Source organism: Flavonifractor sp. An306 (assembly GCF_002159455.1).
GTDB lineage: Bacteria > Bacillota > Clostridia > Oscillospirales > Oscillospiraceae > Flavonifractor.
Genome location: NZ_NFIQ01000049.1, coordinates 1 through 21,463 on the forward strand (window position 1 = coordinate 1; position 21,463 = coordinate 21,463).

24 protein-coding genes and 4 pseudogenes are annotated in these 21,463 nt (G+C 50.6%); 18 read left to right on the plus strand and 10 right to left on the minus strand.

From position 1 onward, the window contains the following. Positions 1-202: pseudogene (locus B5F88_RS21460) on the minus strand (recombinase); the annotation flags it as partial. Positions 203-417: 215 nt separating this feature from the next. On the opposite strand from B5F88_RS21460, the pseudogene B5F88_RS12600 reads away from it, so the two are divergent. The 16 genes and pseudogenes from B5F88_RS12600 to B5F88_RS12680 all read left to right on the plus strand — a co-directional run. After that, positions 418-606, plus strand: a pseudogene (locus B5F88_RS12600) (hypothetical protein); the annotation flags it as partial. Positions 607-764: 158 nt separating this feature from the next. After that, complete coding sequence (locus B5F88_RS12605) at positions 765-1,709, plus strand: DUF6017 domain-containing protein (protein ID WP_087346634.1); 945 nt, start codon at positions 765-767, stop codon at positions 1,707-1,709. Positions 1,710-1,745: 36 nt separating this feature from the next. After that, complete coding sequence (locus B5F88_RS12610; protein ID WP_006775667.1) at positions 1,746-2,219, plus strand: PcfB family protein; 474 nt, start codon at positions 1,746-1,748, stop codon at positions 2,217-2,219. Next, positions 2,216-3,172 (plus strand): annotated as a pseudogene (locus tag B5F88_RS12615) (type IV secretory system conjugative DNA transfer family protein); the annotation flags it as partial. The gene B5F88_RS12610 and the pseudogene B5F88_RS12615, both read left to right, overlap by 4 nt. A gap of 90 nt (positions 3,173-3,262) precedes the next feature. Next, positions 3,263-5,125, plus strand: a complete 1,863-nt coding sequence (locus tag B5F88_RS12620; RefSeq protein ID WP_087346639.1) for a recombinase family protein — start codon at positions 3,263-3,265, stop codon at positions 5,123-5,125. A gap of 150 nt (positions 5,126-5,275) precedes the next feature. After that, the gene (locus B5F88_RS12625) at positions 5,276-5,977 is read left to right on the plus strand and encodes a LytTR family DNA-binding domain-containing protein (RefSeq protein WP_087346641.1); all 702 of its coding nucleotides are present in this window, start codon (positions 5,276-5,278) and stop codon (positions 5,975-5,977) included. 2 nt (positions 5,978-5,979) lie between these two features. Further along, positions 5,980-7,263, plus strand: a complete 1,284-nt coding sequence (locus tag B5F88_RS12630) for an ATP-binding protein (protein WP_087346644.1) — start codon at positions 5,980-5,982, stop codon at positions 7,261-7,263. 145 nt (positions 7,264-7,408) lie between these two features. Further along, positions 7,409-7,858 (plus strand): hypothetical protein, encoded by a 450-nt coding sequence (locus B5F88_RS12635; protein ID WP_087346647.1) that lies wholly within the window; start codon positions 7,409-7,411, stop codon positions 7,856-7,858. A 602-nt stretch (positions 7,859-8,460) separates the two neighbouring features. Beyond that, entirely contained in the window at positions 8,461-8,874 is a 414-nt protein-coding gene (locus B5F88_RS12640) for a sigma-70 family RNA polymerase sigma factor (protein WP_087346650.1), read from the plus strand. 103 nt (positions 8,875-8,977) lie between these two features. Then, positions 8,978-9,424 (plus strand): RNA polymerase subunit sigma-24, encoded by a 447-nt coding sequence (locus B5F88_RS12645; protein ID WP_087346653.1) that lies wholly within the window; start codon positions 8,978-8,980, stop codon positions 9,422-9,424. After that, positions 9,402-10,211 (plus strand): DDE-type integrase/transposase/recombinase, encoded by an 810-nt coding sequence (locus tag B5F88_RS12650; protein WP_087346656.1) that lies wholly within the window; start codon positions 9,402-9,404, stop codon positions 10,209-10,211. The genes B5F88_RS12645 and B5F88_RS12650 overlap by 23 nt, the downstream gene beginning before the upstream one ends. After that, positions 10,204-11,013 (plus strand): ATP-binding protein, encoded by an 810-nt coding sequence (locus tag B5F88_RS12655; protein ID WP_204246235.1) that lies wholly within the window; start codon positions 10,204-10,206, stop codon positions 11,011-11,013. The genes B5F88_RS12650 and B5F88_RS12655 overlap by 8 nt, the downstream gene beginning before the upstream one ends. Positions 11,014-11,551: 538 nt before the next feature. Next, complete coding sequence (locus B5F88_RS12660) at positions 11,552-11,989, plus strand: sigma-70 family RNA polymerase sigma factor (protein WP_002604474.1); 438 nt, start codon at positions 11,552-11,554, stop codon at positions 11,987-11,989. Continuing rightward, the gene (locus tag B5F88_RS12665; RefSeq protein ID WP_002604473.1) at positions 11,973-12,215 is read left to right on the plus strand and encodes a helix-turn-helix domain-containing protein; all 243 of its coding nucleotides are present in this window, start codon (positions 11,973-11,975) and stop codon (positions 12,213-12,215) included. Before B5F88_RS12660 ends, B5F88_RS12665 begins: the two co-directional genes overlap by 17 nt. Positions 12,216-12,673: 458 nt before the next feature. Beyond that, on the plus strand, positions 12,674-12,847 hold the full coding sequence (locus B5F88_RS12675; protein ID WP_002604472.1) for a transposon-encoded TnpW family protein: 174 nt from the start codon (positions 12,674-12,676) through the stop codon (positions 12,845-12,847). 77 nt (positions 12,848-12,924) lie between these two features. Continuing rightward, positions 12,925-14,598, plus strand: a complete 1,674-nt coding sequence (locus tag B5F88_RS12680; RefSeq protein ID WP_002604471.1) for a recombinase family protein — start codon at positions 12,925-12,927, stop codon at positions 14,596-14,598. 7 nt (positions 14,599-14,605) lie between these two features. On the opposite strand, the pseudogene B5F88_RS12685 reads toward B5F88_RS12680, so the two are convergent. The 4 genes and pseudogenes from B5F88_RS12685 to B5F88_RS12695 form a co-directional block, all read right to left on the minus strand. Continuing rightward, a pseudogene (locus tag B5F88_RS12685) lies at positions 14,606-14,788 on the minus strand (recombinase family protein); the annotation flags it as partial. Positions 14,789-14,870: 82 nt separating this feature from the next. Next, a complete protein-coding gene (locus B5F88_RS20695) occupies positions 14,871-15,047 on the minus strand; it encodes a hypothetical protein (protein ID WP_162609455.1) in 177 nt (58 codons plus the stop codon). Between the two features lie 289 nt (positions 15,048-15,336). Then, positions 15,337-15,477, minus strand: a complete 141-nt coding sequence (locus B5F88_RS20700) for a hypothetical protein (protein ID WP_162612186.1) — start codon at positions 15,475-15,477, stop codon at positions 15,337-15,339. Positions 15,478-15,527: 50 nt separating this feature from the next. After that, the gene (locus B5F88_RS12695; RefSeq protein WP_087346662.1) at positions 15,528-15,755 is read right to left on the minus strand and encodes a hypothetical protein; all 228 of its coding nucleotides are present in this window, start codon (positions 15,753-15,755) and stop codon (positions 15,528-15,530) included. Positions 15,756-16,707: 952 nt separating this feature from the next. Here B5F88_RS12695 and B5F88_RS20705 point away from each other — a divergent pair. After that, positions 16,708-16,884 (plus strand): hypothetical protein, encoded by a 177-nt coding sequence (locus B5F88_RS20705; protein WP_162612187.1) that lies wholly within the window; start codon positions 16,708-16,710, stop codon positions 16,882-16,884. On the opposite strand, the gene B5F88_RS12700 is transcribed toward B5F88_RS20705, so the two are convergent. The 3 genes from B5F88_RS12700 to B5F88_RS12710 all read right to left on the minus strand — a co-directional run bounded on the left by B5F88_RS12700 (position 16,881) and on the right by B5F88_RS12710 (position 18,752). Continuing rightward, positions 16,881-17,303: a hypothetical protein gene (locus B5F88_RS12700; RefSeq protein ID WP_087346664.1), complete on the minus strand. Its 423-nt coding sequence runs from the start codon at positions 17,301-17,303 to the stop codon at positions 16,881-16,883. The two genes, B5F88_RS20705 and B5F88_RS12700, sit on opposite strands and share 4 nt — an antisense overlap. A 13-nt stretch (positions 17,304-17,316) precedes the next feature. Beyond that, positions 17,317-18,354 (minus strand): site-specific integrase, encoded by a 1,038-nt coding sequence (locus tag B5F88_RS12705; RefSeq protein WP_343286469.1) that lies wholly within the window; start codon positions 18,352-18,354, stop codon positions 17,317-17,319. Positions 18,355-18,542: 188 nt separating this feature from the next. Beyond that, positions 18,543-18,752 (minus strand): hypothetical protein, encoded by a 210-nt coding sequence (locus B5F88_RS12710; RefSeq protein ID WP_087346670.1) that lies wholly within the window; start codon positions 18,750-18,752, stop codon positions 18,543-18,545. 148 nt (positions 18,753-18,900) lie between these two features. Between B5F88_RS12710 and B5F88_RS12715 the strand changes: the two genes are divergently transcribed. Next, positions 18,901-19,629, plus strand: coding sequence for a hypothetical protein (locus B5F88_RS12715; RefSeq protein ID WP_343286468.1), 729 nt, complete (start codon positions 18,901-18,903; stop codon positions 19,627-19,629). A 224-nt stretch (positions 19,630-19,853) separates the two neighbouring features. Here the strand turns inward: B5F88_RS12715 and B5F88_RS12720 are convergent, their stop codons facing one another. Then, a complete protein-coding gene (locus B5F88_RS12720) occupies positions 19,854-20,990 on the minus strand; it encodes an LCP family protein (protein WP_242959781.1) in 1,137 nt (378 codons plus the stop codon). 153 nt (positions 20,991-21,143) lie between these two features. Continuing rightward, positions 21,144-21,434 (minus strand): hypothetical protein, encoded by a 291-nt coding sequence (locus B5F88_RS12725; protein WP_087346673.1) that lies wholly within the window; start codon positions 21,432-21,434, stop codon positions 21,144-21,146. Positions 21,435-21,463 lie beyond the last annotated feature (29 nt).

Here is a 21,463-nt window from a genome sequence, read left to right on the forward strand (position 1 = left end):
TAAACCACTCGTTAAAAAGATTTTTGAATGGCATCAGCTCCGTGCTCTCGCTCCGGTCGGTGTCTACATTGTCGTTGATGGCGATGTAGCGGACGCCGAACATGGGGAAGCGTTCCTCGATGTACAGCCCCGTGTGGAGCTGGTTGCGTCCCAGCCGGGACAGGTCCTTGGTGATGATGGTGCGGATCTTCCCGTTTTCCATATCCGTCATCATCTGCTGAAAGCCGGGGCGGTTGAATAATGAGGTGTGATAGCGATAGCGGCAAAAAGCTAATAAAATCAATGGTTTTGCGGACAGCGGATAGACAGGGAATGTGTTAAAAACTGAATACGCACACAAGCGGCGTTACCTTAACCCCTTTTGGGGAGAAAGTAACGCCGTTTTTTTATGCCCGCAGGAAAGGAGGTACAGCCGGAATGTATTTCATAAAAGGCAAGCAGCGGGCATTTGAACTGCTCATGCAGCAGAAGCCGGGATTTGACCGCTATCAATCCGGTTGTGCCGGAGATGATGAAGATTGCGGCACTTGCCGTTTCTACCGCCCCGGGTGGAAATATGAGTTTTGCGTTTTCAAAGAGTGTCCCTATTGCCCCGGCAAAAGGACGCGGAAAACGCCCGCCAGCATGGACAAATAGACGGGCAAAAGCCCTTGTGTCATGCGGCTTTGCAGACGCGAAAACGGCAAAGGGCATATTGCAATACCAAAACAGCCGAAAACGGCTTTCTAATTGTCCACGCAGACCAAGAGAGGAAGTGAGGAAAAATGGCAGTTTTCAGAGTGGAGCGAAATACGGGATATACCGTTATGAGCAACCACCACTTGCGAAACAAGGAATTGTCCTTAAAAGCAAAAGGCTTGCTTTCGCAAATGCTGTCCTTGCCGGAGGATTGGGATTATACCCTTGCGGGCTTATCCCATATCAACCGGGAGAAGATCGACGCAATCCGCGAAGCGGTAAAGGAACTCGAAAAAGCCGGATATATCGTGCGCAGCCGGGAACGCGACGAAAAGGGACGCTTGCGGGGCGCGGATTACGTCATATACGAGCAGCCGCAGCCGCGAGAGCCGGAAGCAGCTACCAGCGTCGGACAGCCGCCTATATTGGATTTACCTGCGTTGGAAAATCCAACATTGGAAAATCCAACGTTGGAAAAACCTACGCAGGAAAAACCTACGTTGGAAAATCCAACGCAATTAAATAAAGATATATCAAGTAAAGAAAAATCAATTACTGATTTATCAAGTACCCATTCCTTTCCATTCCATTCCCTAAATCCCTTGCCCTTTGAGCAGGGCGAAGCGGCTTCGCCGCCGGAAAGGAAAAGAACGGAAGCGAAAAGCAATAGCGCAGTAGAGATTTACAGGGAGATTATCAAGGACAATATCGAGTATGACATTCTCATTCAAGACCCCAAAATGGACAAAGACCGCCTAAATGAGATTGTTGACCTCATGCTGGAAACCGTCTGCACAGCGCGAAAGACAATCCGTATTGCCGGGGACGACTACCCCGCCGAACTTGTCAAATCAAAGTTTATGAAGCTGAATAGCAGCCACGTTGAGTTTGTTTTGGACTGCATGAGGGAGAACACAACCAAAATCCGCAACATCAAGCAGTATCTAAAAGCGGTGCTGTTCAACGCACCGAGTACCATTGACAGCTACTATACCGCCCTTGTCAATCACGACTTTTACGGCAGCAAATGAGCATAGCCGCAGTTTACCGGGAAAGGAGTTGATACCTTGCAGGAGGAAGTAACCCAAAAAACGATTGCCCTATCCGTCAATGTGGGAAAAGGCGCGGCAAGGCTTACCGAACAGGCGTTGCAGAAAGCAATCAAGAAGTTTTTGGAGCAGAAAAGCAAAGCCCCGCATGGGAAACAGACCATGCGGCAGCTTATGAAGCAAAATGCGGGTGTTTCCAACATCGAGATCACCGACAGCAATATCAAAGCCTTTGAGAGTACCGCGAAGAAGTACAACATAGATTTTTCGCTGAAAAAGGTTAAGGGCGAACAGACCCGTTACCTTGTGTTTTTCAAAGGCAGGGACGCGGACGTTATGACCGCAGCGTTTCAAGAGTTTTCCGCAAAGAAGCTGAACAGGGATAAAAAGCCCTCTATCCGCAAAGCCCTTGCCGCAGCAAAGGACAAGGCGAAGCAGCTTAACGCCGCCCGCGACAAGGTAAAGAAAATAGACAGGGGGCGCGAGATATGAAGCAGATGAACTACAAAAAGTTGATAATCCCGAATATCCCCTATGTGTTCTTTGTCTATCTCTTTGATAAGGTGGGACAGGCGGTGCGGCTTGCCCCCGGCGCGGATATTTCCGAAAAGATACTCAATATCACACAGGGATTTTCCGAAGCGTTTTCAAATGCCTTGCCGAGCGTTCACCCGTTGGATTTGCTTATCGGCATTGTCGGCGCGGTGGTTATCCGTCTGATTGTCTATGTCAAAGGGAAAAACGCAAAGAAATACCGCAAGGGCGCAGAATACGGCAGCGCACGTTGGGGCAACGCCGAAGATATAAAGCCCTACATCGACCCGGATTTTCAGAACAACATCATTTTGACGCAGACCGAACGCCTTACCATGAACAGCCGCCCGAAGCAGCCGAAATACGCGAGAAATAAAAACGTCGTGGTGATCGGCGGCAGCGGCAGCGGCAAGACAAGGTTTTTCGTAAAGCCTAATTTAATGCAGCTTCATTCTTCCTACGTCTTGACCGACCCGAAAGGCACCGTCCTAATCGAGTGCGGAAAGCTGCTGCAACGGGCAGGCTACCGCATTAAGGTACTGAACACGATAAACTTTCGGAAAAGTATGCACTATAACCCCTTTGTCTATATCCGCAGCGAAAAGGACGTGTTAAAGGTTGTCAATACCCTTATTGTCAATACCAAAGGCGAGGGAGAAAAAAGCGCGGAAGATTTTTGGGTGAAAGCCGAGAGATTATTATATTGCGCGTTGATCGGCTACATTTGGTATGAAGCCCCCGCCGAGGAAATGAACTTTACAACGCTGCTTGAACTTATCAATGCAAGCGAAGCACGCGAGGACGACGAGGAATACCAAAGCCCCGTTGATCTGCTCTTTGCCGATTTAGAAGAACGCAGCCCCGACCATTTCGCGGTGAAGCAATATAAAAAATACAAATTGGCGGCGGGAGATGTATGCTCTAAGTGACTTCTTAATCATGGTTTTGTCATGGTTAGTGAAGCAGTCACTTAGAGCATTTTCATTTCAGGAGGTACAGCTATGAGAAACGAAAAAATCACCCCTCTATACGAGCGTCTGAGCCGCGATGATGAGTTACAGGGTGAGAGTAACTCCATAAGCCATCAAAAGCAGATGTTAGAGGAGTTTGCCCGCCGGAATAACTTGCCCAATCCCCGGCATTTCACTGATGACGGGGTTTCAGGCACCCGCTTTGACCGACCTGGCTTTCTTGCCATGATGGAGGAAGTTGAGGCTGGACGAGTGGAGGCCATTGTTATTAAGGACATGAGCCGCCTGGGGCGTGACTATCTGAAAGTCGGTCAGGTCATGGAGATTTTGCGGCAGCGCGGCGTCCGGCTGATTGCCATTAACGATGGTGTGGATAGTCTGAAAGGCGATGATGATTTTACTCCCTTCCGCAACATCATGAACGAATTTTATGCCCGCGACACCAGTCGGAAAATCCGCTCCGTGTTCAAGTCCAAAGGTATGAGCGGCAAGCACCTAACTGGCACTGTGATTTACGGTTACTTATGGGATGAAACACGGGAGCATTGGCTCGTAGACGAGGAAGCTGCCGAAGTGGTACGCCGGATCTTTTCACTCACACTGGCGGGCTATGGCCCCTATCAGATTGCCGGGAAATTATCCGCAGACCGAATCGAAATCCCCGCTGTACACCTTGCGCGCTTCAACGAAGGCGTAAACCGTTCCAAGCCAGTGAAAGACCTGTATGGGTGGGGTTCCTCCACCATCGTGAGCATTCTGAAGAAACGGGAGTACTTGGGCCACACCGTCAATTTCAAGACCCGCAAGCACTTCAAGGATAAGAAAAGCCACTATGTTTCTGAGGACGAGTGGACAATCTTTGAGAACACCCACGAAGCCATTATCGACCAGCAGACCTTTGATCTGGTGCAGAAAATCCGCAGTAATGTGAGGCGTTATCCGAACGGATGGGGCGAAGCAGCTCCCCTGACCGGCTTGCTCTACTGTGCAGACTGTGGGGGCAAGATGTACGTCCACCGTACCAACAACGGCAAGCGTATTTCTCAATATACCTGTTCCAACTATTCAAAAGTCCCATGTGGGACGCTCTGCCCCACACAGCACCGTATCAATGAGAGTGCCATTCTGACATTGGTTTCTGATACGCTCCGGGCTATCGCTGAGTATTCCAAGAATGATCGGGCAGAGTTTGTCCGGGCAGTACAGGAAACGCAGGCTGCGCAGCGGAGCGCCGATGTATCAAAGAAGCGGAAACGGTTGGTCGCTGCCCAAAAGCGGACCGGGGAACTGGAAAGGCTCATTTGCAAAATCTACGAGGACAACGCCCTGGGCAAGCTACCGGACGCCCGGTATGAGGCCCTGGACGCGCAGTATGGCAAGGAGCAGGACGCACTCAATGCGGAAATCATGGAACTGGAAACGGCTGTTACCGGCTACGAGCAGAGCCGAAAATCCGCAGAGAAGTTTATTGCCCTGATTGACAAGTACGAGAATTTCGACACACTGACAAACACCATGCTCAACGAGTTTGTGGAGAAAATCCTTGTCCATGAACGCGCCCGCAAAGGCAGCCAGGACACCACGCAGGAGATTGAAATTTACTTCAATTTCGTGGGTCGCTACATCCCGCCAGCTTTGCAGCCGCTTCCTCTGACCCTAGAGGAACAGGAAGAACTTCGGAAGAAGGAGGCACGCAAGGACAGGCTTCACCAGAACTACTTGCGCCGCAAAGCAAACGGCAAACAGAAGGAATGGGAAGAACGGTACAACACCAAGCGCAAGGCGACAATGGAGGCCGCAAAAGCTGCTATCCGGGCCGAGGACATGGAAAAAGGCATTTTTACTACTGTTAGCCGGTTACCCAAGCAAGAGCCACACACAAGTGTTTTATAATTAAACAAGAAGCCAGCCTTACTTAGAAAATATTTTATTACGAATTTATGGCACTTGATGAACGATGTTATATATCCGTTGAAGGGCAATGGCAAGCCGCTGTATAGTATGGTAAAATATGAAATAGCACTCATAGGAGGAAACTGAAACATGAACATTGTAATCTGTGAGGACGAAATCCATTTCGCTACTCACTTAAATGATATCGTACAACAATATCTCAAGCAGAAACATTTTTATGCCACAATTTTGATGTATTCCAGTGGAGAGGAATTTTTATACTCCGGCGGTACCCCAGATATTATCTTGATGGATATTAAACTTTCTGGAAAAAACGGAATGGACACGATGAAAAGGCTCCGGGAGGCGGGGTGCAGTAGTCAAGTCATCTTTATCACTGCATATCCGGAATATGTATTCCAAGCCTTCGATGTGGATGCAATACAGTATCTTGAGAAACCCATCAACCAGCCCAAACTTTTTTCTGCTTTGGATAAAGCATGGAATCGGGCTGTTGCTGACAATGGAAAGGCGATTATACTCACTAAGAAAGCCATTGTGTCCAAAGTAAGAATTAAAGATATTATTTATTGTGAAGTATTTAACCATCAGACTATCATTCATACTTTGTCCGATCAGTATAGCTATTCTGGTACTTTGGATTCTTTAGAACCGGAACTAGACAACCACTTTTTCCGTTGTCATAGAAGCTATCTTGTAAATCTTGACTATGTTGTGGATAAGGAACCGGGGGTAGCCGTGATGGTTGGGGGCAGCAAGGTTTTCATTTCTCGTAGAAAACAACAGGAATTCACCATGCGGCTTTTGGAATCGTGCAGGAGGTGGGAATAACCTTGACGGTCATATTGTATCTTTGGTGGATTGTATCAAATGGGATTCTTTCATATTTTTCCATTGATTTTTTCCTCTCCATAACCCAGGCGGATGGGAAAAAACATATCCCTATCTTATTAACAATCACAATCGTTCTTACAGCAGTCATCACCCGCTGGCAGATTCCAGGTACCTTTTGGCTGGAGATACCTTTGTGGATGGTCTATGCCATTGTTTTTATCAAAATCAGATGGGCAAATCTGCTTGCACCGATGGCAATTCTATTTACATTACGCACCTTTACGGAAGGGTTTACAGCTGTGCTGACCGCATACGCCGCTTCCCACTTTAACCTATCTTTCGATGGAACATGGGTGCAAATTGCTTTTTCTCTGTCTTTGGATATTCTGTTTTTGCTTTTGCTGATATGGATACAAAAGAGAGCTGCATTTTCGCTACAAAAATCCATTTCTCCCTACCTGTATGCGCTGTTACTGCCTAGTGCGTTGATGGTGTTGAGCATTCGGTATGGGCTGCGGCTAGACAGCCCGACGTTTGCGCAATACTTATCCTCGTTTCAGAGGGGTAGCAGTTTCACGGCACTCTTCCTGTTGTCCGGCGCAGCCGTTGTATTTTTTATCATGATTGAGATTGTTTGTAAGGTGACCCGGCTGGCGGAGCAAGAAACCGCAGTGGCATTGTTGACAAGCCAGCTGTCCGCACAGCAAACTTATATGGAAGAAGCGAAAACACGTAATGCGCAATATGCTGCCTTTCAGCATGACATAAAAAACCATCTACTGGTCTTATCCGGCCTGATACGGGAAGCAAAGTATGGGGCAGCAGAACAGTATGCTACAAACCTACAAGCCGGTTGCAGCTCAATCACGATCCCCGTTTCTACGGGTAATCTGATTTTGGATACTCTTCTCAAAGAAAAGTTGGGCCATGCTCGGTACTGTGAAATTCATGTGGATTGCAAAGTACGGATTCCCTTCAGTTTTCATGCAGAGGATCTGGATTTATGCGTTGTCTTTTCTAATATTCTGGATAATGCAATCACAGCGTGTATGCAGGTAGAGAAAGCCAAACGATTTCTAAGCATCACAACAAAAGTAAGAGCAAATTTTTTGGTTATCGAATCCACCAATTCTGCTGACATAAGTAGCCCCATTCAGAAGGGCATTGGTCTGCAAAACATTGAAGCCATTTCCAGAAAGTATCAGGGAATCACAGAAATCGAAAATACAGACGGAACGTTTCGAATCAGTGTGCTACTCTGTTCTTTGCAAAAAGCAGGCTGAAAGTAATACCGTCTACGAAAGGAAAGCGACCGTTCACGTGATTCCGCTATCCGTTTTAAAAAAAGTTCCGATATCGTTTATGTAGACTTTGAGGAAGGTTTTGCATTGGAAATGGCAAATCAATCACAGCATAAGGGGGGATTATATGTCATTACAGGTACGGCCAGGGTATATCAACCCATTGACTACAATGACCAGCACGAAACAAGGCCACACGCTCCTAGGTAAAAACAGCCCTGCCGATAAGGCGGCAGAGCTGCAAACAAAGCAGCAGCAGCTTCAAAATACCCTGTTGCTCATGAAGTCCACAGGCACCGACAGTGGTGTCTCTACTGTGGAGCAACAGGAAAAACTGCAAGTGGAATTGGAAAAGGTATCGGAAGAAATCCAAGCTGCAAAAAATGATGTGCCGCAGGCAGAGATGCTGTCCCAGGTAAAAAAGACACAGGAGGTCTCCACAGCTTCTTCTGCCGCAAGGCCCAGGATGGATACTTATGAGAAAAGCGCAAAGGAAGTACAGTCACCCGGCATTTATCAGGTGCGGCGGGAGCAGAATTCCGGCTACCAGATTTCGTTTATCCCATACTCCGAGTAATACATAGAAAATGTAACATTCCCAAAGTCTACATTTTGATTTTACTTGTCACGGCGGCATCCTTGCTTCCGATTTATCCCAACAGACAACCAAGGACTCTTTATTTTCACAGAAGTTAACTAATTTAATCTTCCACAAAAGCATCAGATTGCGGAAAACATAGATGTCTATGCGTAGAGAGTGCCAAGCTGCCAACGAGACGGTATATAAAAAAACCGTTGGTTCGGCAGTCAAAGTCTGTTGCGCTCTAACTTAGATCATTACAAAATGAACGACGGTTTTGAAAGTACCATTTCAAGGCCGTCGTTTGCTTTGTCTTTTAAGAAGTAATGCTATGATTGGCGGCTCATGGAAGGAGCCGCCATGTGCTTACTTAACAGCCGACAAACGCAGATGTTTGTGTCGCCATCAAAAAAAGCCTAGTAACTGAACAGCCCCCGTCTGACAGTCAGTGCGAAAATTGTCATAATGTAGTTGAATATTGTATTTCTCACGCCCGAATAGCTTCATGCTGTCCGGGCGTTTTTCTATGTCAGCCCCGGTGTCGTTCCCCGCCGCTCCGTTCAGATTTTCTCACAAAAATCTGAACGGAGGAAAGGCAAATGGAAGTCACCATCCATTACAACGGACAAGCTGTGACCGTGGAGGTCACGCTGGAAGTCTATGAATTTCTTGACCGAGCCGACCACAAGATGGAAAACCTGCTGCACGAACAGCGGCGGCATTGGAATGGTCGGGAGTTTGACGAATACATAGTTGCCACCGAGGGTGTGGGTATCTACGGCGAAACGCCGGAAGAATACCTTTGCCGCATGGAAACGCTGGGCGAGCTACTGGCCGTCCTGGACACCTGCACCGAGGCTCAGCGCCACCGGTTTCTGCTCTATGCACTGGACGGACTGACTCTTGCGGAGATCGGGACAATGTGTGGCTGCTCCAAAGTATCCGTCTATGAGAGCATTCTTGCGGTTCGGAAAAAGTTCCTGAATTTTTTTGCAAACCACCCTAACGAATGACCCCTTTTCGGGCTACCAAGTGAAAGGGATTGTTTCCCTTATCCCAGCGAGAGGCGGACAGCGGACAAGCTGCCCGCCTCTCCCATTTTCAGGAGGTAAGCCTATGAAAACAATCAATCTGCGGTGGATTTATCCCCACTACCGGCACGACGAATTCGTAGAGGTCAGCGACGAGGTATGGGAGGCCATGCGGCAGGCTCAGCGGGAGATGAACAACTACGAGCGCCGGAAAATCAACCACCGCGCCTGGTACTCTCTGGACGCTTATAGCTGGATGGAGAACTATGCGCTGGAACACGCCAGATCACCGGAGGACATTCTGATGGAGCAGGAAGATAGCGCGGCATATCTTCGGCTGTTGGCTGCCTTACCAAAGGCCCTTTCCCGTGCCACCCCGACGCAGGCCCGCCGCGTGTACGCCTACTATATTTCCGGCATCACACAGACCGAGATCTCCCGCAGGGAGGGCGTACACAGCAGCAAAGTCACGGTTGCCATCCATAGGGGCTTGAACAATATGCGGCGCTATGGTCTGCCACCACTGCGGTGAGCAGTACGTAGAGTTTTTCCCCAACGCCAAGCAGGAAAACCTGTTTATTGGTATGCTCCACGGGTTCCGGTACATGGGCGTCCCTCAGTATATCCTCACGGACAACATGAAAAGCGTGGTCATCCGGCGGGACCAGGAGGGGAATCCCCTTTGGCAAAAGGACTATGAGCAGTTCATGCGGACTGTGGGTTTCCAGACGAAACTATGCAAACCCCGCCACCCCTTTACAAAGGGCAAAGTGGAGCGCCTGATCCGTTTTGTGAAGGACAACTTCCTAGCCGGGCGAACCTTTTGGAATGTGACAGACCTAAACCTTTCTGCCCTGGACTGGTGTGACGAACAGAACACTACCTTCCACCGGGGATTGGGTATTCCGCAGGATATCCACAGGGAACGGTGTGGCACCGTAGCTACGAAACTGGATGACAGCCCTGAATTACTGCTGTACTTTTGCCCTGAGCGACGGATCTCTTTTGACGGCTTTGTGAACTACGAAGGGCGGCGATTTGGTGTTCCTTACACTTACAGGGGTAAAACTGCCCGTGTGATGCGAAGTGGCTCCTGCCTTTATATCTACTCCGCAGATATGACCTGCCTGCTCACCACCCACGAAGTGACCTGGGATTACCAGGACAGCTTTTGTGCTAACCAGTATGCGTTCCCAGACCAGCCGGAGGAGTTTCCTTCCATGCCAGTGAAAACAGTGATTAGGCAGCTCCCGCAGCCCTCCTCCGACCTTTCATTTGAGAAGTTCAACTTCACCAGGGAGGATGACGAGGATGACTGACTCTCTGTTTGAAGTGGTAGCCAGTGCTACTCGGGAACTGACGAAATATGGTTTCTCCACCCAGGAATTTGCAACACTGGTGCAGCAGCACAACATGACCGATGTGGAAGTCCTCGCTGTGGCAAAGGTGTTTGACTATCTCCTGGAGAAGAGAGAACGGTCCACGGTGGAGTTCCTGCTCCGCACCAGCCGTCTCCCGATGAAGGTTCCCAAGACCTTTGACAACTTTGATTTCAACCGAATCACTGGAAAGAATGTAGACCGGCTACGCAGCCTTTCCACGCTGTCTGCTCTCTATGCGCACAAGAACCTTGCCTTTATTGGACGGCCCGGCACAGGCAAGACCCATCTGGCCCAGGCTTTTGGACGCACCTGCTGTGAGCACGGATTTAAGAGCTACTTCATTAAGATGACGGAGCTACGTGACCGCATGACTTCCGCCCGCCGGACCGGCCGGGAGAGCAACCTCCTGGCCTACCTTGTCCGGCCTTCCTGCCTGATTATTGACGAGGTGGGACACTGTGAGTTTGACAAGGAGAATACCAGGCTGTTCTTTGACATGGTGGACCGCCGCTACCAGAAGGAGGGCTTCTCCAACATGGTCTTTACCAGCAACCGTGATCCTACTCAGTGGAAGGAGAACTTCTGTGAGAACGATGCTCTCCTGTGCGCCCTGGACCGCATCTTTGACGATGCTGTGGTCTTTACCATTAAGGGGGAAAGCTTCCGGGGAAGGAAGCTGGAGACGGTTGCACTGCGTACTTCTACCGGCTCACCGGCTGACCCACAACAGGCCGGGTAAACAATACTGCCGGGGGGCTGGCTACCCTGGATTGGCGATTTTCGTCCGGCCGATATTGGCTTTTTTCTCCCGGCCCAATATGGTTAATTTCTCCCGACCCTAACATTAGGTCAAAAAACCTATGTGTTATCGGCTTTTTTATTTAATATTGCGCAAAAGCCGCTGTTCCCTATTATAGAATGGATTGCGGGTAGTGTATTAAAGTCGCCCTTTTTTAAGGATACGGCGGTATCGGGGAGGTATCGCCGTGTCCATTTTTATTTACTGTAACCCGCCTAATGCTTTGCGGTCAAAAAAAGCTATGCTCCGCAAGCGGGATATTCCGGCTATGAATGTGAACTGTCAATACATTTAGCTACTGCTTACATTTCCTTTGCGCCCGTCCGCGTCTTGCGGACGGGCGCATTTTGCTTTTTTCAACTTTTTTCTGAAAAGCGCACTCAAGAGCCATCTCCCGAACGGGTACGGAGCGAAAGGGGCAGAGAGGACAAGCCCTTAACTCCCGTCCTCTACTCCACGCGGGAAGGAGGTGAACTCTATGGAGCTATCTTCTTCCGACAAGGAAAGAATACAACATCAGTACGACGCATTAGCAAAGAAAACTTTGGTCGGCGAAGCGAAAAGCCACCGCCGCACTCTTGCGAAACGCGCAGCACGCGAAGTTACTTTTTCGGATTTGAGCGAAAGCGAACTCGCGCAGCTTTTCACAACGGACGAATACGAAAGCGATTATTTCCGTTTTCAAGTGTCCGGCTTTGATGTACTCGTCAAAAATGAACTGCTTGCCGAAGCCCTTAACGCTTTGCCCGAAAGGAAACGCGACATTATCCTTTTGTCCTACTTCTTGGATATGAGCGACGCGGAAATTGGCGAACTGCTGAATGTTGTACGCACGACGGTTTTCCGGCACAGGAAATCCGCGCTTGCGAAAATCAAACAGTATTTGGAGGGAAAAGCAGATGATGAATACCGTTAGGAAGTCTGAAAATCTGTTGCCGTTCCCTGTCATTTCCGCAGCGGCAAACGGCGACACAACCGCCATGTGCGCGATCTTGAAGCACTACGAGGGTTACATAGCGAAACTTTGTACCCGCACGCTGAAAGACGACGCGGGCAATACCTATTCCTATGTGGACGAGGAAATGCGTAACAGGCTGCAAGTGCGCCTTATTACCCGCACCCTTGCTTTTCATGTAGGATAATCTTTTAGCCCATGCGGGGAGCGTGTCCCCTTTCCACGCTTCCCGTTATGGGCTATTTGTCGTTCCGCAAAAGCATATCCGCTGTTGATGTGCTTTTGCAGGCCGACAAAGCCTATTGTTCTTTGACAAAGAAAGCGGCCTTTGGTGCGCAGCATAACAGGCAAACGGGTACATTCCGTCTGTACCGAGCCAGTCGGCGGGTACGCCATGACAGCTTTTCCCCATAGGGGAAAAGCCGAGCGAGAACTACCGCGCCGTAAAACAGGTTTAGCAGCTTGTGGGCGACGACATACAAGGCGGCACAATGATACTCCCGCGTTGAACACCCTCAAAGTATTGCGCGGCGCACCCATAAGCATGGGCCGGGGTGAAACTCCCGTGAGGTTGCAGCTAACAACCGCCCGTTTTTGCCTTTTGACGAATATAGTTTATCCATACAGGAAAAGGAGGTTTTTCTAATGGATAAAAAACAGACAATTACAACCGAACGCAAAATAGGGAAAATCACCTATCTTGTTCAAGCGTTGCCGAGTGAAAAGGCAACCGATACAATCCATAAAAAGATTGAGAAACTCATTGTAAAGGATTTGCAGAAAAAGCCCGGAAATCCGGGATTTTTAGCGTCCGAGTAGTGCATTAGGCGGCGGGATATGGTATAATGATAGCAACACATTATACCTGTTTATTCGGCTGTCGGAAAGGAGGACTAATGTTACAGTCGAATAAAATCACCGCCCTTTACTGCCGTTTAAGTCAAGAGGATATGCAAGCCGGAGAAAGCGGAAGCATACAGCACCAAAAAATGATACTTCAACGCTATGCGGACGAACACCATTTTTTGAACACAAAGTTTTTTGTGGACGACGGATTTTCCGGCGTGAGTTTTGAGCGCGAGGGGCTGCAAGCGATGTTGCAGGAAGTGGAAGCCGGACGAGTGGCGACGGTCATTACCAAAGACCTTTCCCGTCTTGGCAGAAACTATCTGAAAACGGGCGAACTCATAGAGATTGTATTTCCCGAAAACGGAGTACGCTATATCGCGATCAACGACGGAGTTGACACAGCGCGGGAGGATAACGAGTTTACCCCCTTGCGGAACTGGTTTAACGAGTTTTACGCCCGCGACACAAGCAAGAAAATCCGCGCAGTTAAACAGGCACAGGCGCAAAAAGGCGAGCGCGTCAACGGGGAATATCCATACGGCTATATCCCAGACCCGAACAACCGCCACCACCTTATACCCGACCCGGAAACCGCGCCGATTGTCAAACAGGTTTTCGCTATGTTTGTTAGCGGCGTGCGTATGTGCGAAATCCAAAAATGGCTTGCGGAAAACAAAGTCTTGACGATTGGAGCGTTGCGCTATCAGCGTACAGGACAGGCGCGGTATCAGCGGGCAATGATCGCCCCCTATACTTGGCCGGACAAAACGCTCTATGACATATTAGCAAGGCAGGAATATTTAGGGCATACCATAACCGCGAAAACTCACAAGGTATCCTACAAGTCGAAAAAGACCCGGAAGAACGAAGAAGAACAACGCTATTTCTTCCCAAACACCCATGAGCCGCTTGTTGACGAGGAAACCTTTGAACTTGCGCAAAAGCGGATTGCTACCCGCCACCGCCCGACAAAAGCAGCGGAGATTGATATTTTTTCCGGCTTGCTGTTTTGCGCTGGTTGCAGACATAAGATGTATTACCAACAGGGCGTAAATATCGAGCCGCGCAAGTTTTCCTATTCTTGCGGCGCATGGCGCAACAGGGCAAGGACAGGCAGCGAGTGTACCTCTCATTATATCCGCAAAAACGTACTTCTTGATTTAGTGCTGGAAGATATGCGGCGGGTTTTGCGGTATGTTAAGGAACACGAACAGGACTTTATCTGTAAAGCTACCGAGTACGGCGACATGGAAGCGAGAAAGGCATTAGCGCAGCAGCAAAAGGAACTTTTCAAAGCACAGGCGCGTATGACCGAACTTGACACGCTTTTCCGCAAGCTGTATGAGGACAACGCATTAGGCAGACTGACAGATGAACGGTTTGTGTTTCTAACTTCCGGCTATGAGGACGAAAAGAAATCCCTTGCCGCAAGGATAGACGAGTTACAACAGCAGATCGCAACCGTTACCGAGCGAAAAAGGGATATATCAAGGTTTATTCAGATTGTCGGGAAATACAGCGACATACAGGAATTGACCTATGAAAACGTCCATGAGTTTATCGACCGTATTTTGATACATGAATTAGACCGGGAAACCAACACCCGGAAAATCGAAATCCATTATAGCTTTGTCGGACAGGTTGATACCGAGCAGGAGCCGACGCAAGTTGTCAACCATGACCGCCGTAACATGGTTGATGTAAAAAGTATCGCTATCTAACCTCAGCAAAGCTGCCCCCGGAATAGCCATCATCCACATAAAAGCGGGGGTTGGGGAAGCGGTGCTCCCGTGCGTACCGCTCCAGGATATTCCGCTGGTTCTGGATGCTGTTGGACTCTCCGTCCGCCCCGTCATCCTGGCTAAGACGGCAGTACAGGGCAGTGATCTCATTCTGGTTTGACTGTTTCATACAGCCCTCCTTTTTTCTCGTCAAACCGATTCAGCGCATCGCGCCTACACAATACCCCAAAGCCTGGACAATGTCCAGTCCTTTAGGCACACAGCTTTCCCTGCTGCGCGTCCAGGTCGATGAGGGCTTTCAACTTGTCCTCCGGGGTGGCGCTGCCCTGAACCGGGAACACGGACACCACCTGGATGAGCCGCCCATGGGAGCGCTGAAGGCGTTCCACGGTTACCTGTCGAACATCATCTTTCGCTTCTTCTGACATTTTCCTTTCCTCCATCTCTGGTCGGAAAGGTTCGGCAACCTTGCCAAACCTTCCTGGGCAGCGCTTTTGGTGATTTCATCAAAAGCGGTCTCCCGGCTCTGTGGTATATTCCGCTCCTCCCGCGGATCGCCTTTGACACTATTGTCAAAGGCGATTTTCTGCTCCTGTGACATAAAAGTGACGCTCCTGACGATTCGGCTGAAAGCGCCCAGTTTCTCCCTAGTGGCCTACCTACCCCTCCTGGGGGAGATGCGCGGCCACACGGGGCATCCAGTGGCCTTACAGGGGGCTATTGCTGGGTGGAGAGAAGAAAGCACTCCTCGCAGAGCTTGTCCGCCAGAAACTCCAGCTGCGCGATCTGCTCCGGGGCGAGTTCTCTGGCCCTTGGGCAGCGGGCGATCTGCCGGATGTTGGAGTAGATATGGTTCACGGCGGGATGCGGATCTATCTTCTGCCTGGGTATTCGGGCGTGGATCGTGTTTATACCGCATAGGGGTATCCCAGCTTTCTCACCTGCCGGAATTGCTCCACCACCTGGGCCAGCCGCTGGACGGAAAAGCCCAACTGCTGGGCGGTACCGCAGCCGCTGTTGAATGCCCTGGCCACGGCGTTGATGTCGCGGCCAGCCTCATCCGCAAAGGCGATGGCCGCTTTCGTCTCCTCCTCTCGGGAGACGGCTCCAGGACCATCCCCGGTTCTCGCACCCATCCTAACAGATAATGCGGACAGTCTGTGTCCGCATTAAAAAAGAAAAATGGGGGTCTCATGATGCACCCTGCCCTGGATTTCTTGACCTCCAGGGTGCTAACATGGACACCCTTGTACGGAGTATAATGTACCCAATAATGTAGACAGTTTATTGAAAAAACGACACCCTGATGCAGGTGAAAATCGGGTCCGGCAAGGTTGCCGAACCCGATTTTCAGCGCAATGGACTGCTACCGGAATTGCCAAATGTTCAAATGAGATCGGGTTTGACAATTTTGTCAAACCCGATCTTGCGTGGAAAATCTTCCGAAAACTTTTCGGCAACATTGTCAAAAGGTTCCGCCCGCAGGCGGCATTGGGGACAGGGGTTTCCCCTGCAAGCGCGCAAAATGTACATTTGTGCTATGCTTGCGTAGAGAACCGGCCGGAAATGGATGGGTTCTTTGCCTGGAATAATTGATACCAGATATCAGAAATTACCTGTAAAAAATTCGTTTTACCTCGATAAAGATATTTAATAGAAACTTATTACACAATTACCCGCTTTTATGTGCGCTTAACTGCTGTTATATCAATGGTTTTGAGGACGGTTAAGGGCGGTTAAAAGCGGGTGAGTGTAGATAATTCATATATTATTTCTCTATTATTTCTATACTGGTATTCCTACACTATGGGGAGGCTGCCAAAGTATAGGAGTGTGTGTAGGAATAGTATTAAGCCAGAAAGGAACCGCCCTCGGCTGCTGTGAACAGTCAAGGGCGGTTGTGTGTTGTCAGGCGAGTTCAATCACTTCGGGTTCGGGGACAAGCATCCCTTTTCTGGCTTAATAGTGTTCCTTCTACAACACCTTCTCTCCTTTGGAATGGGATGACGTACACAAGTATAGGCATCATAATCGCAAATTCCACAGCCTCTTTTACGGAAGACTCAGAAATTTTAGGAGGCTGATAGCATGAAGAAAACCACAGTGTGCGGGGTTGGCGGAATTCTGATTGGCGTCATTGGCGGCGCTTACATTGGATCTTGGACCCTGGTCAAACTTCTCAGGTATAGACTTCTTGAGTACGGCGGACAGAAAAGATTGGATGAGTTTATTTCCCTAATAACGACGAAGGAGGAGCCGAATTAACGGCCCCTCTCTTCTTTATCCTCTGATATTGGGTCCCAGGCATGCGCGGCAATTTCCAGCACCTGCTCGATCTGTTCTTTTTCAAGGCCGATTTGGGTCATTCCGGCAATCATGGCAATTTCTTTTCTTTTTTCACCATGCTCCAGACCATCCCAATATGTTGCCTCCCTAATGTTGAGTATGCCATCTGAAACGGGCTCGGATTTTTCAGAAAGCGCTTTTACGGCTTCTTTAAGTCCTTCCTTCAGCATGTTTAGCGCAAATGGAACGCCTACTTTTACTTGTTCTTCAATCCAAAGCATCGTTTCATTTGCAAGGGCATCCAGCGCGCTTTTACCAATTCTCTCCATAGGAGGCAGAGTTTCATATTTACTACTCTGAACCGAGGTTCGGTTTTGAGAACGTTTCTTTTCGCTCATACCAGTTCCTTCCTTATGAGATTTTTTCGATTTCCTCCCGGAGCCAGGCGAACTCTCGGCGGGTGTAGACCTTCTCTGTGATGTCAGAAATTTTGTGCCCCACCATATATTTGATGGCGTACTCGTCCACTCCGTAGCGCTTAGCCATGGTGACAAAGTGGGTACGGCCGTCGTGCGGACGGTGATTGGGGTTCAACTTCAGGTCGTCCCGAATACGCTCGAAGGCTTTCTGATACCGGGCGTAGGTCAATTTGATGTTTTTCTTGTTGCGGTTATTGGGGTCTGTCCAGTTGAGCAGATAGGGACTTCCAAGGGCCTCCGCCTCCTGATATTTTCGGAGCACCAGGTCTTGGATGCGGGAGTGGATCGGGACGACACGGTTTTCTCCGGCATCGGTCTTTATACCGCCCCGAAAGGTCCAATTCTCCAAGTCCACATCTTTCAGTTCCAGTAAACCAAGCTCCTGAGGGCGCCAACCAGAGTAGCATTGAATGAGCATAATGTCGATACCCTGCTTACTGCTGATATTTTCCCAAAGCAAGTCCATCTCTTCATCGATGAAGGCGATGTGCTCCTTTTTCACCGACTGGATTTCTTTGACCGTCTCCTCGGTGAGATTGAAGGTACGGGAGTAGTTCCGGTCTACCAATTCGTATTCCAAAGCGTAGTCCAGCATCATGTTGAACAGGGATTTAATTTGGTTCTTCATGGTGGCACTGGGATGCTGCTCTTTGCCGCGGATGATGGCAACGCCCTCCTCCATGCAGCCCTTCACATGGCGGGCCCGGATGTCCATGACCCGCATCTTATAGACGCCGGAACAGTAGGCCCAGGCCGAGGTGGCCGATTTGGTGCTCTTCACCGTCTTCTCATATTCCGGGAGCCATTTATCGTAGAGCTCCTGCATGGTGATGGACGGCTCCAGATCGTAGGGGTTCTTGTTATATTCCACCAGGGCAGCGTAGGCATCATTATAGGTGGCGAAGTAGGACTCCGGTTTGAGAGGCTTGCAGATGGGTTTTCCTTCCGGGGTCTTCCCCACGGTGACCATCGCCCGAAACGGGTTTCTTAAATTACGATTTTTGATCTCGCTGATCTGACCAAAGCCGTTCGGCAATCGCCGTCGCTTATTGGATTTGCGAGGTCTTTTTTGCTTTTCAGAGGGCTTTAGTGGGTATCCACAATGAGGACAGGCATTTGCTTTGTCACTCACCGGCAGCTCGCACTCTGGGCATTGAGTCAGCATAGGTCATCCCTCTTTTTCAAGGCTTTGATTTCTCGATGTTCAATCTTGTCAACGATATGGCCACCCACCATATGCAGCAGTAAAACACTTCCTGCAAATAGTAGCGCGCCCCATGCTCGCTGATTTTTGTTGTACTCTTTTACCCCGCCCTGCACGGTATAGACTTCGTGCAGATGCTTGGTAGGATTCACATGTTTCTTCATTGAATATCTCCTTTCGCAAGATTTACAATGGGTTTTATGGAGGTGTTTTATATGAAGCGTATGACGAACGCACAAATCGACGAGCTCAACATGCTCTTGGTTGAACATGGAGCCGCCTTATTCCAACCGGTTTAAGGCATTTCTGATCATGGGCACCAACAAGCCTGTGAAGATCACGGACGCCAAGTCGGGCATCATCCGGCGGTTGATCGATGTGACCCCCACGGGAGACAAGGTGCCCCCGGCGGAGTACCGGACGCTGACCAAGCAGATCCCCTTTGAACTGGGCGGCATTGCCTATCACTGCCAGGAGGTGTATCTGGAGGACCCGGACTACTACGACGATTATATTCCTATCTCCATGATGGGGGCCTCCAATGATTTCTACAACTTCGTGGTGGATTCCTATCATGTGTTCAAGAAGGAGGACGGGGTGTCGCTGAAGTCGGCCTGGGAGATGTATAAGACCTACTGCGATGACGCCAAGGTGCCCTACCCGGTTTCCCGCATGATATTTAAGGAGGAGCTGAAGAACTACTTCCGGAGCTACGAGGAGCGGTTCAGCCTGGGAGACGGCTCCCGCGTTCGGAACTATTACAGCGGGTTTCGGACGGAGAAGTTCGAGGAGCAGGTTCCAGAGGAAAAACCGGTGGCTGAGAAACCCTCCCATCCCATCATCAACTTTGTGGAGGGCCAGGCCTCCACCTTCGACCGGGATTGCGCCGACTGCTTGGCCCAGTATGCCAATGACGAGGGTATCATGGCGCAGAGTCGCTCCCCTCGCGGGGAGCGTGGATTGAAATCTCCCGCACCGTGCAGCTCTCGCCCGGCGGGCAAGTCGCTCCCCTCGCGGGGAGCGTGGATTGAAATCTCCTGAGCCAGACAAGGAAGTTCCATCCGACATCGTCGCTCCCCTCGCGGGGAGCGTGGATTGAAATCGCAACCAGTATCTATATGCAGGTTGTTGGTATGATTGAACGAAATCTAAGAAAATAGGATGCACCTGCAAAATTTACAGGTGCATCCTATGCTGACGATACACTAAATCGGTTTTGTTGTCCTTCTGATGGGACTCCTGTCCGCGGCGGGCCTTTTTCCGTGTCAGCTCTTTTGGGCGAGGGTGAGCATGTCGGCGGTGATGTCGGTGGTGTAGGGGTTGATGCCCTGGGTGTTGATCAGCTCCAGCAGCTGGTCGGGATAGAGCTCATAGCAGTAGGTCCAGCCGTGGTAGGTCACGGTGCCGTCGCCCGGCAGCACCGAGGTGGTGAGGCCGCTGGAGAAGTCAAAGTACAGGGCCTTCTCCGCAAAGTACAGCAGATCGTTGGCGCTCAGGTCGGTCTGGACGTTCTCCAGGAAAATGTCGTAGTAGGTGGGCAGCTTCTGGGGCTGGGACAGGGCCTTTTTCAGCACCGCGGTAAGCAGGCTGCGCTGGGTCTCGGTGCGGCCGATGTCAGCGTTGGAGTAGGCGTCATAGGTTTTCCACTTGCCGGCGGCCTTGTCGTAATAGGAGTTCTGCCGGCAGCGGGCCACCTTCAGCGCGTCGGAGCCGGACAGCCACTGCATGCCCTTGTTGAAGTGGATATACAGGTCCTGGGTGGGGTCCTCATAGTTCATATTCACCGGCACGTTGAAGTCCACGCCGCCGATGGCGTCCACCAGCTTCACAAAGCCCCGGGTATTCACCTTTACATAAAAGTCAATGGGAATGCCCAGGATCTGGGAGACCTCCTTCTTCAGCCCCTCGATGCCGTTGTAGGCGTAGGTGCCGTTGAGCTTGTAGAAGTGGCTGCCGTCAGAGTCCTTCACCCCGTCGATCATGGTGTCACGGGGGAGGGAGACCAGTCCGGCGGTCTGGTTTACCGTGTCGTAGGTGAGGACCATCATGGTGTCGGTGTTGCCGCTGACCTGGTCGCTGGCCACCAGCAGGAAGGTGTAGGTCTGTTCCTTCCGCTGGGGTCCGGGGTCCACCGAGGCGGCGGGAGAGCCGGTGGCCCCTGCCGTGCTGTCTCCGTCGTTGGAGGCCGGCGTGTGGTCGGCCACCTCCGGCGGCCGGGCGGCAATGCGTACCCCGGCGTAGGTGACCACGATCACTGCGGACAGCGCCACCAGCATGCAGTAGAGGATCCGGGCCAGCCGTCCCAGGGGGGAGCGGGCCCGCTTTTTCTTCCGGGTGGGTTTTCGGGCAGAGCCGGCGACCCGGCTGCCGGTGCTTTTGCTTGTTCTCCCTCTCTGGGCCATGGGGGGCGCCCCTTTCTCTTCTTGTGTGCAAAATCGCTTTGTTATGTCAACAACTAGTCTCCAGTATACCCAATTAGACGGCCTGTGACAAGAGAAAGTTTCTCAGATTCAGAATATTGTCAGAAAAAAGCCCGCGGCAGCCGCGGGCTTTTTTCACATGCGGGACTGGATGCTGAGCACCGCCGCGCTCAGGGCGTTTACCGCCCCCAGAATGTCCAGCAGCAGCTGATTCTGCCGGGCCAGCGCCTCCAGCACCCCGTCCAGATCCGTCTCGCACCCCGGCGGGCAGGGGGGACAGCAGCAGGGAATGGGATGTATGTACCGCTTCATGGCCATCTCCTCCTGGGATGGCTCCAGCTCCTCCTGCCGCTCCAGCAGCTCCTCCGCGGCCCGGCGGGCCCGTTGCAGCAGCTGCTCCCGGTTGTGACAGCAATTTTTTGGCATGACTGACGCCTCCTTTCTCCCCATTGTAT

Excerpts from the sequence above, each read along its gene's own strand:
- B5F88_RS12605 (WP_087346634.1), top strand. The coding sequence starts at position 765 with ATGGCAGTTTTCAGAGTGGAGCGAAATACGGGATATACCGTTATGAGC.
- B5F88_RS12620 (WP_087346639.1), top strand. The coding sequence starts at position 3,263 with ATGAGAAACGAAAAAATCACCCCTCTATACGAGCGTCTGAGCCGCGAT.
- B5F88_RS12625 (WP_087346641.1), top strand. The coding sequence starts at position 5,276 with ATGAACATTGTAATCTGTGAGGACGAAATCCATTTCGCTACTCACTTA.
- B5F88_RS12635 (WP_087346647.1), top strand. The coding sequence starts at position 7,409 with ATGTCATTACAGGTACGGCCAGGGTATATCAACCCATTGACTACAATG.
- B5F88_RS12640 (WP_087346650.1), top strand. The coding sequence starts at position 8,461 with ATGGAAGTCACCATCCATTACAACGGACAAGCTGTGACCGTGGAGGTC.
- B5F88_RS12645 (WP_087346653.1), top strand. The coding sequence starts at position 8,978 with ATGAAAACAATCAATCTGCGGTGGATTTATCCCCACTACCGGCACGAC.
- B5F88_RS12650 (WP_087346656.1), top strand. The coding sequence starts at position 9,402 with ATGGTCTGCCACCACTGCGGTGAGCAGTACGTAGAGTTTTTCCCCAAC.
- B5F88_RS12655 (WP_204246235.1), top strand. The coding sequence starts at position 10,204 with ATGACTGACTCTCTGTTTGAAGTGGTAGCCAGTGCTACTCGGGAACTG.
- B5F88_RS12660 (WP_002604474.1), top strand. The coding sequence starts at position 11,552 with ATGGAGCTATCTTCTTCCGACAAGGAAAGAATACAACATCAGTACGAC.
- B5F88_RS12665 (WP_002604473.1), top strand. The coding sequence starts at position 11,973 with ATGATGAATACCGTTAGGAAGTCTGAAAATCTGTTGCCGTTCCCTGTC.
- B5F88_RS12675 (WP_002604472.1), top strand. The coding sequence starts at position 12,674 with ATGGATAAAAAACAGACAATTACAACCGAACGCAAAATAGGGAAAATC.
- B5F88_RS12680 (WP_002604471.1), top strand. The coding sequence starts at position 12,925 with ATGTTACAGTCGAATAAAATCACCGCCCTTTACTGCCGTTTAAGTCAA.
- B5F88_RS20695 (WP_162609455.1), bottom strand. The coding sequence starts at position 15,047 with ATGTCAGAAGAAGCGAAAGATGATGTTCGACAGGTAACCGTGGAACGC.
- B5F88_RS12695 (WP_087346662.1), bottom strand. The coding sequence starts at position 15,755 with ATGGGTGCGAGAACCGGGGATGGTCCTGGAGCCGTCTCCCGAGAGGAG.
- B5F88_RS20705 (WP_162612187.1), top strand. The coding sequence starts at position 16,708 with ATGAAGAAAACCACAGTGTGCGGGGTTGGCGGAATTCTGATTGGCGTC.
- B5F88_RS12700 (WP_087346664.1), bottom strand. The coding sequence starts at position 17,303 with ATGAGCGAAAAGAAACGTTCTCAAAACCGAACCTCGGTTCAGAGTAGT.
- B5F88_RS12705 (WP_343286469.1), bottom strand. The coding sequence starts at position 18,354 with ATGGTCACCGTGGGGAAGACCCCGGAAGGAAAACCCATCTGCAAGCCT.
- B5F88_RS12710 (WP_087346670.1), bottom strand. The coding sequence starts at position 18,752 with ATGAAGAAACATGTGAATCCTACCAAGCATCTGCACGAAGTCTATACC.
- B5F88_RS12715 (WP_343286468.1), top strand. The coding sequence starts at position 18,901 with ATGGGCACCAACAAGCCTGTGAAGATCACGGACGCCAAGTCGGGCATC.
- B5F88_RS12720 (WP_242959781.1), bottom strand. The coding sequence starts at position 20,990 with ATGGCCCAGAGAGGGAGAACAAGCAAAAGCACCGGCAGCCGGGTCGCC.
- B5F88_RS12725 (WP_087346673.1), bottom strand. The coding sequence starts at position 21,434 with ATGCCAAAAAATTGCTGTCACAACCGGGAGCAGCTGCTGCAACGGGCC.